We start from the raw sequence: 14913 nt of genomic DNA, 5'->3' as shown, positions 1-14913 counted from the left end.
GCTTTTTTGCCAGTCTACCAGTGTGAAATTTAACATACTTGAATCTTTTGTTTTAATTGCTGCTCTGCCAGATAGTACAACAGGAGGGATGGACACGTTTCCTTCAAATTCTTCCGTGTCAAATTTATATTTTAATGACCCTTGCAGACACCCAATTGCGCTACCCAAAATTTCAATGTCCACTAATACCTCTGCAACTAAGAGTTTTGCACCAAGTTTCCCCCGCTGCCAGCTTCCTTGCTCTGGCTCTCATATATTAATACATCCTTGCTAAAGTATTTTGAAGGATAAAATGATGCATATAGCCATTTTAATTCCGGAAAATCGTAGAGCAACCCAAAGAATAGCCCAGAAAGTTCAAAATAAACTACAATCCAACTAAAAACGTATTTTGTTCCTTTACTCATAGTTAGGTCCGATTGAGGAAATCCCTACAGTGCCATTATCAGATGCCTTTAATCCCATTTTTGGGTCTAATCCCATTTTTGCGTTAAAGTGATTTCTGAAGGGATGGCATGTTAAATATAAATTTAACGGAGAAAAATACTACAAATTATTCGACGAAATATTGTGTTTTCAACGATTTTTGGCTAGGGTTTATTGTGTTTGTAATCAGGTGGGTATGGTTAATAAATCAAAAATATGGAATTGGTAAGGACGACGGGTCAAATAAGCTACATGTAGGAGTGTTCGGGTTTTTTACAGGTATCGAAAACGCACGATTTTCCACTCCCGGGCTCCCGACGTATAGCTGTGCAGTTCTTTGAAGCCAACGGCGAAATGCGCCTGTAGGGAGCGGGTATTGACCGCGTCGATCTCGGTGATGATACTGCTAAAGTCCTTTTTTGTCTTGGGCTGCATGGTTTCGTACAATTTTCTGAAAACGCCCTGCCTGCGAAAGTCCTTGTCGATACAGATTTGGCCCATGACGATATAGTTTTCCTCGGGGGGAAGAATGCCTTCGATCTCGTCGAACATGGGCTTTAAGACCTCGATGGCATCCGAAAACCTAGGATGCATACAGAGGGCATAGCCGATGACCGCATGCTCCGATCGGGCAATGATATGGGGGCAGACAGTGTTCATGGCCTTTAAGGTTTCAAAGGTATGCACTACGGTTACAAAGCCTTCTTTTGCCTTTTCCGAATCTGAAAGCCCGGAGGGCAGGTTTCTTTCCTGAAGGGCGAGGATCTGCTTCAGTTCGTCATCGGTCGATGCCGTGCCGTAACGTATCACCGCGTTTCGGTTTTAAGCCATTCCTTTCTTTGGCGCATTTGTTTTTTCGATGGCTTTCCGCCTTCCTTCTCCATTAACGATAGCCGGTAATCGGGATTTGCCCCTAGAACGACCGTACAACGCTTTTCTGTCCCAAAACGCTCGAAGGTGATCTTTAGGGTGTCGCCGACCTTGAGCTTTTCGATGTAGGCGCTGAATTGCTGTCCGTCCGGAAAACCGCTCCCGTTGATATCGGTAATGATATCGCCCTTGTCGAGTCCGGCTTCATAGGCCGGTGTGCCTATTTTGGGGTTGGACCGGATTTCCCCGTGGCCATCGCCATTTAAGGAAACGGCGGCACCAAAATAGGGGCGTTCGGAATCCTGTTGCAAAGTAACCCCGACGGAACCTAAGAGCGATGCATAATCGGGCATTTCGCTACGGTAGATGTACTTGTCGAAATAGGTCTCGGCAAAATCGCTTCCGGCATATTCGGCTAGTGATTGCCGAAGGTTTTCGAGGGTATAGGGTTTTTCGGTTTTTCCGTACTGCTTCCAAACCAGCTTCATAAAATCGTCGAGGTTCAGTTTTTCCTCGCGAAGCGATAGATCCAAGGCAAGACCGAGGACGCTTCCGTACGAATAATAGGAAATAAAGGTATTTTCGCGGTTCACGGGATCTACCGAGGTAGCGGCGTCCACAAAGGGGGCTTGATAGCTCATTTCTATGGGATTGAAGAATTGGCGGGCCGGTGAGTTCCATACATAGTTGAAGGTACCCGAAATGCCCTCTACGTATTTTTCGGGGGAGATGATGCCGGCCCTGCAAAGGATGAGGTTGGTGTAATAGCTCGTAAAACCTTCGGCAAACCATAGGGCCCCGCTCATGTTGGCTTCCTCAAAATCGAAAGGTTCCAAGGATTTGGGGCGGATGCGCTCTACGTTCCACGCATGGAAGAATTCGTGGGAAACCGTGCCGATGTTGCCTTCCATACCCCCGCCCGAAAGACTGCGCGTACTGGTCAAAACGGTCGAGTTGCGGTGCTCCATCCCGTCGCCCGATGCATTGGGCACATAGCACGCCAAAAAGGTGTAGGTGCCGTAGTCGAAATCGGGCAGTTCACCATAAACCTCTTTTTCGGCGAGGACCACCTTTTTAACCTGTTCAAAATAGGCGTCGAGTTCTTCGTCCGTGCCGTTGTGGTGCAGTACAAATCGTATGTTCTGCTGCTTTCCGTTATGGTCTACTTCAAATTCACGAACGGCATGGTCGCTTATCTCCGTTGGGCTATCCATAAAATAATAGAGGTTAGGGGCGGAATAGGTAGTGCCTGACACCAAGGGGAGCTGGGTGGCGATTTTCCAGTTTAAATCTTCCCGAAGCTTAAAATCCACTTCAATTTTTCGATCGCTTAGATCGGGGCCATACATAAAGGTGGCCGGTATGTTCAGGTGGGCGTGGGTCTCGTCTACCTGCGAATAGGTGCCGCCGCCTCGGTTGGCGAACAAGGTGTAGCTTATGGCGATTGTGCCGTCGTGCCCGATTACCTGCCACGAATAGGGGTCGGGGCGTAAGACCTCAAGGGCCTTCCCCTTGCTGTCGGTGGCTTTGAAATTGTACACGTTCTTTGCGAATTCGTGCAGGGCATAGCGTCCGGGCGACGTGCGGCTCATACGAAAAGCGACCGTGTCGGCTTTCAGCTCTATAAAAGTACCCTTTACTACCGCTTCGTGGTGTACGGCATTGTCAAAGGAAATTTCGTAGCGGTTGGTTTGGGCATAAAGAATGCTGGCGGTAATACACAGAAGGAAGGATAAAGAGAATTTCATTAAATCAGGATTGTGGATGTTCAATAGGTTAAAGGTATAATATTCGTCAAAAAAACGGTAGAATAGGGTAAGGAATAGAAAGGACCTCGATCCGGATGCCCGCCGTGGTTTTTCTATTCGTTCAAAGATGCTACATTTGGGTTATGGTAGACCTTCCCGAAAAATTAGCGAAAAAGCTAAGCGATAGAAATGCTGTTAATGCCTTAAGGAGCTTGCCCGTATCCCATGGTTTGGTCGATTTTTCGTCCAATGATTATTTGGGACTTTCAAGGAGCCAATCCGTTTCTAGCGAAGCCTTGCGTCTTATGGAAGGGCATAAGGTCTTGCAAAACGGGGCAACGGGTTCGCGTTTACTTTCGGGGAACCACTCTCTTTATCAGGCCTTGGAGGCTGAGCTATGTCAGTTTCACCAAACCGGGGCGGCCTTGGTCTTTAACTCGGGTTACGACGCCAATATCGGCTTTTTTAGTTCGGTGCCCCAACGCGGCGATGTCGTTTTTTATGATGAGTACATTCATGCGAGTATTCGCGACGGTATTCGTATGGGCAATGCCAAGAGTTATAAATTTAAACATAACGACCTCGACGACCTGAACAACAGATGCCGGATGGAACGGAGTCGAAATCTCGCCGACACCGAAATATACGTGGTGACGGAATCGGTTTTTTCGATGGATGGCGATGCCCCCGATTTAAATGATTTAGCGGCCCTATGCAAAGCTCAAAATTGCCGTTTGGTGGTCGACGAGGCCCATGCCCTTGGTGTCTTTGGAAGCCATGGGGAGGGATTGGTGCAAGTCTTGAACTTGCAGGACAGCGTATTTGCCCGCTTGGTTACCTTCGGAAAAGGTGTGGGCTGCCATGGTGCTGCAATTTTGGGCAGCGAAGGCCTAAAATCGTACCTGGTGAATTTTGCCCGTAGTTTTATCTACACGACAGGGCTTCCGCCTCATTCGATAGCCTCGGTACTATCGGCATATGGCCATTTGAAGATGCCTAGTGATGGATTGGAAAAACTGAGGCACAACATTTCCTATTTCAACCGTAAACAAAGCGATTTGGGCCTGAAGGAACAATTCATCATCAGTGATTCGGCCATTCACTGTTGTCTGGTCCCAGGGAACCACAAGGCCCGGAACATGGCCAAGGCCATTCAAGATAAAGGCTTCGATGTTCGCGCGATCCTTTCGCCCACCGTTCCGGAGGGACAAGAACGATTGCGGATCTGTCTGCATAGTTTTAATACCGAAAAAGAGATTGATAACCTACTGGAAGAAGTGGCCAGCCTATTGTAATATGAAAGAGAAGTTTTATACCATAGCCTCCTTTGAATATCCCTCCGACGTTCAAATACTTAAAGGAAAATTAGAGTCCGAGGGCATTCCTGTTTTTCTGAAGGATGAGCATACCTTAAATTCCGACCCGCTCATCAGCAATGCCATTGGTGGGGTCAAATTGCAGGTGTACACCGAAGATAAAGAGAAGGCCATTGAAATATATAACGAGGTTAGGGCTTATGCCCTAGATGATAAAGGGAATTTAGTGGTCTGTCCGAATTGTAAAATGCAAAAATCTGAGGTGTATTATAACAGAAAAGGAATTTTATATAAACTTTTTCCTTTTTTTGAAGAAAAAAAATACAAATGCCTACATTGTAACATGATAACAAAACCTCAATAGCATGCAGCAAATTTTTGTGACAGGAATATCTACCGAAGTAGGAAAGACCATAGCTTCCGCAATTATTGCCGAAGCCCTTGAAGCGGATTACTGGAAACCCGTTCAGGCGGGAGAGCTGGATCATACCGATAGTGACAAGGTGAAGTCTTTGGTTTCAAATGATAAAACGGTCATTCATAAAAGCAGCTATGAACTGAAAACACCTATGAGCCCACATGCGGCGGCGGAAAAAGAAGGGGTAAGTATAGATCGACTTGATATTGTTTTGCCCGAGACGGATAATGCCTTGGTGATCGAAGGGGCAGGGGGGATTTTAGTTCCTTTGAACGAAAACGACACCGTGCTAGATATCATTATGCCTACTTATCATGTTGTAGTAGTTTCGAGACATTATTTGGGCAGTATCAACCACACCTTGTTGACCGTGGGTTGGTTACAACAAAAAGGATATGATGTTTCCATACTCTTTAGTGGGGATGCCAATCCGGAAACCGAAAATATCATCCTGCACAAAACAGGGGCGTCGTTGATCGGTCGTATAGATGAGGAGCCTGTTTTTGACAAGGCCGTCGTTAAAAGATACGCCGATAAGTTCGCTTCCATATTGAAAACGCTCTAGGTAGGCTCAGTCTATTTTTACCAAGGCCAAATCTACCTTGCTTATGGTGAATTCGTATAGGGGTTCGCGGCCTTCTAGGTTCTGCTTGTTGAAAATATAGTAGCCGGGCAACTCACACTGATCCGTATTCATTACGATTGACTTGCGCAACATTTCTAGATATGATGCCGTTTCGTATAATTTGAACGGCGTTTGGATGTGGGTCCGTAAATCTTCCTGTGTAAATACGTAAAGCGGAGTTTCGTCCTCGCCTATAATCTTATAAATGTCCTCAGCATAGCTCTTGTGTGCTGCCCCGGATGAGGTCAAGGCCTTCATGGGTAGGGCCACATGGTCAAAGACCAATCTACAGAGTACGATAAAGGTAATAACGAAAAGGTGTTTGGTATATCCGATGGTCTTATGGTGAAACACAAGGGTGAGCACAAGAAGCAGTCCGAAAAGCGGCATGGTGTATTTTAGATGAGGTAAAATGGAAAAATAGCCCACAAACGGAATCACCATACAGGCAAGGGCGGCAATGGCCATGATTACCTTAAAAAGAGTGTGATAGGCCTTGTGTTTCCAGTTGGTTTCTTTTAGCCGAAGAAACAAAGGGTAGCTCAATACGGTTACTACCATGGGGAAGAACATATAGGTGTACCTGATTCTAGCTCCGGGAGAAACCCAATACACCAAAAAGTTGGCGATAAAGGCGATGACCAGAAAAACAAGGTAGGGTTGTGCCTTGATGTTTTGTATCTGTTCTTTTTTCCAAATAAACAATAGGAACAGGGTAGAGGGAAAGATCACGCCTAAGAAATTCAAGGGAAACATGAAAAGGTGTTTTACGATTCCATCAAACCGGTCGCTGAGTAAGGTGCGCTGTTGTGTTAGGCCCCACATTTCCGAAATATACCTGCCTAGGTTCTCATAACTTCCGTAAATATAAAAGTAGAAATAGACCGCAGCCGCAGATAAGAGGGCACAAAAGATATGTGGCCAAGAGAAAAGTCGCTTGAGGTCTTTTTTATACAATAGGTATGAGCCCAAGGTGATTATTATAAAGGCGAAAGAGGCAAAGCCCTTGGTCAAAAAGGCAAGGGTAATAAAAAAATAGGCAGCACCAAAAAGACGGTAAAACTGTTTCTGTTCGTAAAAATGAAAGATGCTGAATATGCTAAGGGTGACCAGTAGGGAGTAAAAGATATCGATTTCGGCGGTTACGGAAAAATAGAAATAAAGGTCGGCACAGACCAAGTAATAGAAGGCGCTTAAGATGCCGAATTTGGTGTTAATGTATTTTCTGCCCATGTAAAAGGCAAGAATGCCCGTGAGCAGAAGTGAAAATGCCGAAGGAAAACGAAGGGCAAAGGTGTTGTAACCAAAGAGCTTTATGCTTCCGGCGAGTACAATGTTCCATAATGGCGGGTGGTCGTAAAAGGTTTGGTTTAGAATGGTGGTGACTACAAAGTTGTTGTTCAACAGCATTTCCAAGGCTACCAATGCACGCCGTGGTTCTTCCGAATACAAGGGTGCGAGGTGCAGATTGTAAAAAAGGGATATCGTGTAGAGGACAATGATTAAAAACGATAGCCGATATAGGTTTTTTGTATTGGTCGGGTGTAAAAATCCGACATCAAAAAATTTCATTTTCCTTTGATTTTTCTAGGCTAAAGATCAACAAAATACTTCAAAAAAAAAGTTTTAATTTCTCATCTTTGCATTATGAAGAAGGCAAACGCGTCAGAAACCCTGGTAAGGGAAAGTTTATCACTTAGGGATAAAAAGCACTTATGGCACCCTTTAACACAGCATAAGTTGCATCCTGATATGTTAGGGATCGCCAAGGCGAAAGGTGCGGTTTTGTACGATGAGGATGGAAAGGAGTATATAGATGGTATCGCTTCTTGGTATACCAGTGCCTATGGCCATTGTAATACCTATATCACCGATAGGGTCTACGCCCAGATGCAAAAATTGGATCAAGTGGTCTTCAGTGGTTTTACCCATGAGCCTGCCGTAAAACTGTCGGAAGAACTGATAAAGTTACTGCCCGAAAACCAAGAGAAACTTTTCTTTTCCGATAATGGCTCTACGGCTACGGAAATCGGGATCAAAATGGCCTTGCAATTCCATTTTAACCAAGGCAGAAAGCGCAAGACCCTTCTGGCCTTTGAGGAGGGGTTTCATGGGGATACCTTCGGGGCGATGTCCGTTTCTGGACTATCGGTTTACAACGGTCCGTTCGAGGAGTTTTTTATTGATGTGGAGCGAATAGCCGTGCCCACCGATGAAAATATAGAAAGCATTCTGCTACAATTGGAAGCCAGATTGCAACAAAACGATATTGCAGGGTTCATTTACGAGCCTTTGGTACAAGGCGCCGCGGCCATGAAGATGCACAAGGCCGAAAACCTAGACCGCATATTGGTGCTTTTGAAAAAACACGAGGTACTTACGATCGCCGATGAGGTAATGACGGGCTTCGGTAAGACCGGAAAGGCTTTTGCTTCCGACCACATAGCTTCCAAACCCGATATCATATGTATGTCGAAAGCCCTAACGGCGGGACTGGTGCCTATGGCAATTACGAGTTGTACCCTAGAGGTTTACAACGCGTTTTATAGTGATGACCTGGCAAAAGGCTTGTTCCACGGGCATACCTATACGGCCAATCCCTTGGCCTGTACGGCAGCTTTGGCAGGCTTAGACCTGCTACGGTCACAAGAGATCCAAGACAGTATCAAAAGAATAATCGCCTCACACCAGGGCTTCGATCTTAAAATAAAGAATCACCCCAAGGTGGCCCGTACACGACAGTGTGGAATCATATATGCGTTGGACCTGAACGTGAAAATGGAGCGTTATGGCAATTTACGCGACCAAATTTTCAGGCATTTCATGAATAATGGGGTATTTTTGCGGCCTTTGGGTAGTACCGTTTATATTTCTGCACCATATGTCATTACCGATGCGCAGCTGCAGAAAATATATGCTACCATAGAGGATCTACTGAACCGTATTTAAATCCAACGCTTGAAAGAACAACCGATATCCATTACCGCAATAGGCTCAATTTCCCCGTTGGGAAAAACGTCAGGGGAAACCTGGGAGAGCTACCTTAAAGACAGCCATCTTTTTGAACAAAAGGATTTTGGTGAAACCAAGGAATGGGCCGCTCCCTTGTCAAAGGACTCAAAGGAGGAGATAGAACAGCTAAGAAATTCCGACAACAAATACAAAAGCCTTGACGATTCGGTCTTGTTCGCACTTTATGCCTCGAGGGATGCAATTGCCAAAGCCGGATGGAAGGCGGGCGATGATTTTGGCGTCAATATCGGTTCATCACGGGGGGCAACGGCACTCTTTGAAAAATACCATCAAGAATTCCTTGAAAACAATAGAACGGCAACACTCTCGTCGCCTACCACCACCTTGGGGAATATTTCGTCTTGGGTGGCACACGACCTAAAGACCAAAGGTCCCGAGATTTCGCATTCCATTACGTGTTCTACGGCCCTTCATGCCGTTTTAAACGGAGTGGCATGGCTAAGAAGCGGTATGGCCAACAAGTTTCTGGTAGGGGGAAGCGAGGCTCCATTGACCCCTTTCACCATTGCGCAAATGAAGGCCCTCAAAATTTATTCGCAGTATCGGGAGGAGAACGCTTCCGAAGGAAATGGAGGTTTCCCCAGTCGTGCTTTGGACTTTGAAAAGGAAAAAAGTACTATGATCCTCGGTGAAGGGGCTTCTGTAATCTGCTTGGAAATGGGGTTGACAGAGAAGACCTTGGCCGTTATCGAAGGAGTGGGCTACGCAACGGAACCCTTGCGCCATAATATCTCTATTTCTACAGATGCCGAGTGTTTTCAGGCCTCCATGAAGATGGCCTTGGGCGAAATTCATCCCGATGAGGTAGATGCCATCGTAATGCATGCACCGGGTACTGTCAAGGGCGATATATCTGAATATAAGGCCATTGAAAAAGTATTCTGTAACAACTTACCGTTTTTGACTACAAATAAATGGAAAGTAGGGCATACTTTTGGAGCGTCGGGAGCGTTAAGCATAGAACTGGCGGTCTTGATGTTGCAAGAACAACAGCTGATAAAAGTACCATTTGTTACGAATGCTTCAGCACCGGGAAAGCTTGGAAAAATACTGGTAAATGCAGTAGGTTTCGGTGGTAATGCGGTTTCCATTCTGTTGTCCCGTAAGGTCTAGCCTGCTTTTTGAATTCGATTGAAGTGAGATTATTCTTATCTTTAATCGCCAACCTAAACTTTTTTTTAGCTTATGGAACTAGGGTTCGAAATGATGACGTTGTTCGAAAAAATCTACTGGGTCACAGCCATAACGGCATCCATTATTCTCATTATTTTATTGATAATGACCTTTATCGGAGGGGAGATAGACGACATCGAGGGTGATGTCGATGTTGAGATAGAGGGCGACACCGGTATAGAATTTCAATTTTTATCCTTTAAAAACCTTGTCGGCTTTTTTACCATATTCGGATGGTCGGGCATTGCTTGTTTAGACGCCGGAGTAGCAAAAGGCCTTACGGTGGTTATATCTGTCATATGCGGTTTGCTTATGATGTTGGCCATGGCTTCGCTGTTCTATTATTTAGGCAAATTGCAGAGCAGTGGAACCCTAAAACTAAAGAATGCATTGAACCAGATCGGCGAGGTGTATTTGACCATTGGGGCCAATCGCAAGAGCATCGGTAAAGTAAGTATCAATGTGCAGGGCACGCTACGTGAATTGGAAGCATTGACCAACGCTGATAAAGACCTGGTGCAGGGCGATGTGGTCGTCGTAAAGGAAGTGACCGCGAACGGAATTTTAATTGTTGAACCCATAAATAATTAACTAAATGCTATCAGTACCCCTACAACTTGCGGGAAGCGCTTCGTTGCTTGCCATTGGCTTTGCCATTCTTTTCTTTTTTATCATTATCATATCGTTTATCAGACGGTACAAACGCTGTCCTTCCGACCGTATCCTTGTGGTTTACGGAAAGGTGGGAGAAGGTAGTTCTGCCAAGTGTATACACGGTGGTGCAGCCTTTATCTGGCCGGTTATCCAAGATTACGAATACTTGGACCTGACGCCTATTTCAATCGAGGTAAACCTGGTAAATGCCTTGAGTAAACAGAATATTAGGGTAAACGTACCTTCCCGTTTTACCATCGGTATCTCTACCGAACCCGGAATCATGCAAAATGCCGCCGAACGTCTTTTGGGTCAGGGTATGCAAGAAGTGCAAGACTTGGCCAAGGAAATTATTTTCGGTCAGTTGCGTTTGGTAGTGGCTTCAATGGATATTGAGGAAATTAACTCGGATAGGGATAAATTTTTGACCAATATCTCTCAGAGTGTAGAATCGGAATTAAAGAAAGTGGGACTAAAACTCATTAACGTAAACATTACGGATATTGTTGATGAGTCGGGCTATATAGAAGCACTGGGTAAAGAAGCTGCGGCACATGCCATTAACGCGGCAAGAAAATCCGTTGCGGAGAAAAACAGGGACGGTTCCATTGGTGAGGCCAATGCCGTTCAAGATGAGCGTACCCAAGTGGCCGCTGCCAATGCCCAGGCCGTTGAAGGGGAGAACATTGCGAAAATTAATGTGGCGAATTCTGATTCCTTGCGTCGTCAGCGCGAGGCCGAGGCCGAAAGAACCGCGATCGCAGCGGAGAAAGTACAGGCGGCAAAAGCTTTGGAAGAATCGTATGCTGCTGAAAAAGATGCGGAAATTGCAAGGGCCGAAAGGGTTCGTAGCTCACAAATGGCCGATATTGTAGTTCCTGCGGAAATCGATAAAAAGAAAGTAGAGATCGCTGCCGAAGCCGAAGCGGAAATGATCCGTAGAAGGGCAAGAGGTGAGGCCGATGCAATCCTTTTCAAGGCACAGGCCGAAGCGAAGGGTCTTTTTGAAATATTGACCAAACAGGCACAAGGTTTCGATGAAATCGTAAAAGCGGCAGGTAACAGTCCTAAAGACGCCGTACTGTTGTTAGTGGCCGATAAGCTTCCTGAACTGGTGAAAACCCAGGCCGAAGCTATCAAGAATATCAAAATAGATAAGGTGACCGTATGGGATTCTGGCGCCAAGACGGGTGATGGAAAAGGCTCCACCGCCAACTTCATCTCCGGAATGTACAAGTCCGTTCCACCTTTACAGGAAATGTTCAATATGGCCGGAATGCAATTGCCCGACTACTTGAAGGGTAAGGAAGTGGCCGAAGCCGCCAGGGCACAGGAAAACGAAGCGAACGAGATCGATAAGGAATCCGATAAGGAGTAACGCGATTCTAAATCATAAAGAACAAAAGCCCGTGGATTCATTTTTACGGGCTTTTTTATGGGCTTGGGTAGGATTGTTGGGGCGAATTTGGAATATCAATTTTAGAAAGGTTATTTTTGAACCGAGATTTCAATAAGACTATGAGCGAAACAAGACATAATTGGACGAAAGAAGAAATTCTTGATATATATAATAAACCTTTGATGGAACTGCTTTACGATGCGGCCACCATTCATAGAAAACATCACGATCCGAATACGGTTCAGGTTTCGACCCTACTTTCGATAAAGACCGGGGGCTGTCCCGAAGACTGCGGCTATTGTCCGCAAGCGGCCCGCTATCACACCGATATCGAGGGCAATGACCTGATGTCGGTTTCGCATGTAAAGGCGCAGGCGCTAAGGGCCAAGGCCTCGGGAAGTTCGCGTGTTTGTATGGGGGCGGCTTGGCGTAATGTAAAAGACGGACCCGAGTTCGATCAGGTCTTAGAAATGGTTCGCACCATCAACAAGCTTGATATGGAGGTTTGCTGTACCCTAGGTATGTTGACCGAAAACCAGGCACAACGTTTGGCCGAAGCAGGTTTGTACGCTTACAATCACAACCTGGATACTTCTGAAGATTATTATAAGGATGTAATCTCTACCCGTGCTTTTGAGGATCGCTTAGAGACCATAGATAACGTTCGTAAGAGCAATGTAACGGTTTGTAGCGGTGGTATCATCGGTATGGGCGAGGCTATTGAAGACCGCGCCGGAATGTTGGTGGCCTTGGCCAGTTTGAATCCCCAGCCCGAATCTGTTCCGATTAACGCTTTGGTGGCCGTAGAAGGTACTCCGATGGAGGATATGGAGCCCGTTTCTATTTGGGATATGATCCGTATGGTGGCCACTACCCGTATCGTTATGCCCGAAACACAGGTGCGTTTGTCCGCCGGCCGTACCGAAATGAGCAGGGAAGGGCAGGCTATGTGCTTCTTTGCGGGGGCCAATTCGATTTTTGCTGGAGACAAGTTGTTGACCACTCCGAATCCTGACGTAAACGAAGATATGGAGATGTTCAAAATGTTGGGTCTGAACCCCCAGAAGCCCTTTACCAAAGTTTCCCAACCCAAGACGGTGGAAGCTGCGGAATCAAAATTGAAGCCCTTGGGCGAGAAGCCCAAATGGAGCCGACCGGGGCATACCATAGAACGTAACGAAGAAGCCAAGGCAAAGAGCAAAGTGGTAGATTAGTCATTTAAATTAATTTTAATAAAATCTTTCCACAACGTTATTTAAATTTGCCGCTTAAACTGCAATAAAGATTCCATTGAAGTTAACTGCTGTTCCTAGGGTATCTACTATAACCAAGGAAGACTTTTTAGAGCATTATTTTAAGCCGCAGAAACCTGTGGTGATAGAGCGTGCGATAGAAAATTGGCCCGCTTTTGAAAAGTGGAACCTTGATTATATCCGTGAGGTCGCGGGAGACAAGGTCGTTCCCCTGTACGATGATCGGCCCGTAAGCCATAAAGATGGTTTTAACGAGCCCCACGCCCAAATGAAAATGTCGGAATACATAGATTTGTTAAAGGCAGAGCCTACCAAATACCGCATTTTTCTTTGGAATGTACTCAAGGAAGTGCCCCAGTTGCAAAAAGACTATCAATTTCCCGATTTCGGATTGAAATTAAAGAAAAAGTTACCGATGCTTTTTTTTGGAGGAAGGGAATCGTATACCTTCATGCATTACGATATTGATATGTCGAATATCTTTCATTTTCACTTTGAAGGAAAAAAGGAGTGTATCTTATTTGCACCATCCGAAACGAAATACCTCTATAAGGTTCCAAATTCGCTTATAGCGCACGAAAGCATAGACTTCTCCGATCCCGATTATGAAAAATGGCCGGCCTTGCGGAATGCCAGAGGTTTTAAGGCGGAACTCAATCACGGGGAGGTGCTCTATATGCCCGAAGGGTATTGGCATTATATGAAATATAAAACCCCAGGTTTTTCCATGAGCCTAAGATCTTGGCCAAAGAATCCTATAAATTTCGCCGAGGGGCTTTATAATGTTTTCGTAATGCGTAATTTTGACGTTTTAATGCGAAAGATACAAGGTCAGAAATGGATAGACGGTAAAAATAAAAGGGCGATTGAGCGAACCACCAAGTTAGCAGCTAAATAATTTTTTTGAATATCCTTTTCCTTAAAAAACACTTTAAATGAAATTCTACGTTTTATCCGTTTGCTTACTTCTTACGACTACTTTTGTTTCTGCACAGGCTTATGAAGGTAGAGATGATCAAAAGTTTCAGGTAGGTGCCAATTTGCAGAATAATGGTACCGGAATAATGGCGTCATATGACTTTGGTCTGGGCGAAAATATATCTATTGGCGCAACTTCGACCTATTTGTTGGGTATAGATGAAAGCGTTTCGGCCAGTACTTGGGACCGGTTTGATCTAAAGGCCCGCTTTAGTGCCCATTTGGGGAATATCATCGGCCTTAGCGATGAAGTCGATATATATCCGGGTTTGGATCTAGGACTTAAGAATTTCGGGTTTCACACAGGGGCGCGTTTCTTTTTCTCCGACGGACTGGGTATTTATACCGAAATCGGTTTCCCTATAGCAAAGTATAAAATAGAAGATTTGGAACCTGCCGAGAAATTACACAACCAGTTTATGGTGAATATCGGGGCAGTGTTCAATTTTTTATAGGAGGAATTTGTTGCTAGGGTACGAGCTCTTTTAGCTTTTCATAGACCAAGTGGCTTTCCCATCCTCTGTACAAGAGGTAGTCTGCCAATTTTTTCTTTCGTTTTTGCGGATTGCGTTCCGTAATCTGTGCCAATCTTTTCTCTGCTAGGGCGTCTAAGGTCTTTAGGTAGTCTTCAGGGTCTATTTCCTTAAGGGCCGTGGCAATGTTGTATTTTGAGATATTGCGTTGCTTCAGCTCGCTTACAATGCGGTTTCTACCCCATTTCTTTATGGAAAACTTGCCTCGGGCAAAACTTTGGGCAAAGCGTTCTTCGTTCAAAAAATTTTCTTGGATCAAATGCACCACGATTTGGTCGATCGCTTCGGGAATCATGCGCATTTCACGAAGCTTTGCGACCACTTCCTTATGGCAACGGTCTTGATAGGCGCAGTAGCCTTCCAGTTTTCTTTTGGCTTCTTCTATGGAATAAGCGCGTTCCGTTTTCATGGGGGTATTGGGTTGGATTGAAGTGTTTCTTTATGCGAAAATACACTTTACGCACCAAACGGTTGGGGTGGTGATCGT

At 45.3% G+C, this 14913-nt stretch carries 15 protein-coding genes; 10 read left to right on the top strand and 5 right to left on the bottom strand.

Annotated features, from left to right (window positions below):
- Positions 1-197 precede the first annotated feature (197 nt).
- From B4Q04_RS02100 to B4Q04_RS02090, 3 genes are all read right to left on the bottom strand, one after another.
- Positions 198-407, bottom strand: coding sequence for a hypothetical protein (locus B4Q04_RS02100; RefSeq protein WP_088695859.1), 210 nt, complete (start codon positions 405-407; stop codon positions 198-200).
- Positions 408-699: 292 nt separating this feature from the next.
- Positions 700-1236 (bottom strand): GNAT family N-acetyltransferase, encoded by a 537-nt coding sequence (locus B4Q04_RS02095; RefSeq protein WP_088695858.1) that lies wholly within the window; start codon positions 1234-1236, stop codon positions 700-702.
- A complete protein-coding gene (locus B4Q04_RS02090; RefSeq protein ID WP_088695857.1) occupies positions 1233-3044 on the bottom strand; it encodes a M61 family metallopeptidase in 1812 nt (603 codons plus the stop codon). Before B4Q04_RS02090 ends, B4Q04_RS02095 begins: the two co-directional genes overlap by 4 nt.
- Positions 3045-3187: 143 nt before the next feature.
- Here B4Q04_RS02090 and B4Q04_RS02085 point away from each other — a divergent pair, with 143 nt between their 5' ends.
- The 3 genes from B4Q04_RS02085 to bioD are packed head-to-tail and all read left to right on the top strand — an operon-like array spanning position 3188 to position 5343.
- On the top strand, positions 3188-4339 hold the full coding sequence (locus tag B4Q04_RS02085) for an aminotransferase class I/II-fold pyridoxal phosphate-dependent enzyme (protein ID WP_088695856.1): 1152 nt from the start codon (positions 3188-3190) through the stop codon (positions 4337-4339).
- A gap of 1 nt (position 4340) precedes the next feature.
- Positions 4341-4724: a DUF2007 domain-containing protein gene (locus tag B4Q04_RS02080; protein WP_088695855.1), complete on the top strand. Its 384-nt coding sequence runs from the start codon at positions 4341-4343 to the stop codon at positions 4722-4724.
- 1 nt (position 4725) lies between these two features.
- A complete protein-coding gene (gene bioD / locus B4Q04_RS02075; RefSeq protein WP_088695854.1) occupies positions 4726-5343 on the top strand; it encodes a dethiobiotin synthase in 618 nt (205 codons plus the stop codon).
- A 6-nt stretch (positions 5344-5349) separates the two neighbouring features.
- Here bioD and B4Q04_RS02070 read toward each other — a convergent pair whose 3' ends face one another.
- Entirely contained in the window at positions 5350-6975 is a 1626-nt protein-coding gene (locus B4Q04_RS02070) for an ArnT family glycosyltransferase (RefSeq protein WP_088695853.1), read from the bottom strand.
- 75 nt (positions 6976-7050) lie between these two features.
- Between B4Q04_RS02070 and bioA the strand changes: the two genes are divergently transcribed.
- The 7 genes from bioA (at position 7051) to B4Q04_RS02035 (ending at position 14348) form a co-directional block, all read left to right on the top strand.
- Positions 7051-8352 carry an adenosylmethionine--8-amino-7-oxononanoate transaminase gene (bioA, locus tag B4Q04_RS02065; protein ID WP_088695852.1) on the top strand — a complete coding sequence of 434 codons (1302 nt, stop codon included), beginning with the start codon at positions 7051-7053 and terminating at the stop codon, positions 8350-8352.
- Positions 8353-8361: 9 nt separating this feature from the next.
- Positions 8362-9549, top strand: a complete 1188-nt coding sequence (locus B4Q04_RS02060; protein WP_088695851.1) for a beta-ketoacyl synthase N-terminal-like domain-containing protein — start codon at positions 8362-8364, stop codon at positions 9547-9549.
- Positions 9550-9621: 72 nt separating this feature from the next.
- A complete protein-coding gene (locus B4Q04_RS02055; RefSeq protein ID WP_013992746.1) occupies positions 9622-10200 on the top strand; it encodes a hypothetical protein in 579 nt (192 codons plus the stop codon).
- A gap of 4 nt (positions 10201-10204) precedes the next feature.
- Entirely contained in the window at positions 10205-11641 is a 1437-nt protein-coding gene (locus tag B4Q04_RS02050) for a flotillin family protein (RefSeq protein WP_013992745.1), read from the top strand.
- Between the two features lie 140 nt (positions 11642-11781).
- Positions 11782-12876 carry a biotin synthase BioB gene (gene bioB / locus B4Q04_RS02045; protein ID WP_013992744.1) on the top strand — a complete coding sequence of 365 codons (1095 nt, stop codon included), beginning with the start codon at positions 11782-11784 and terminating at the stop codon, positions 12874-12876.
- Positions 12877-12946: 70 nt separating this feature from the next.
- Entirely contained in the window at positions 12947-13813 is an 867-nt protein-coding gene (locus B4Q04_RS02040) for a cupin-like domain-containing protein (protein ID WP_046287380.1), read from the top strand.
- Between the two features lie 37 nt (positions 13814-13850).
- Positions 13851-14348 carry a DUF6646 family protein gene (locus tag B4Q04_RS02035; protein ID WP_013992742.1) on the top strand — a complete coding sequence of 166 codons (498 nt, stop codon included), beginning with the start codon at positions 13851-13853 and terminating at the stop codon, positions 14346-14348.
- 13 nt (positions 14349-14361) lie between these two features.
- On the opposite strand, the gene B4Q04_RS02030 is transcribed toward B4Q04_RS02035, so the two are convergent.
- Complete coding sequence (locus B4Q04_RS02030; RefSeq protein ID WP_013992741.1) at positions 14362-14835, bottom strand: regulatory protein RecX; 474 nt, start codon at positions 14833-14835, stop codon at positions 14362-14364.
- Positions 14836-14913 lie beyond the last annotated feature (78 nt).

Source organism: Zobellia sp. OII3 (assembly GCF_002211465.1).
Taxonomy (GTDB): Bacteria; Bacteroidota; Bacteroidia; order Flavobacteriales; family Flavobacteriaceae; genus Zobellia; species Zobellia galactanivorans.
This window is presented reverse-complemented; position numbering and strand designations above follow the sequence as displayed.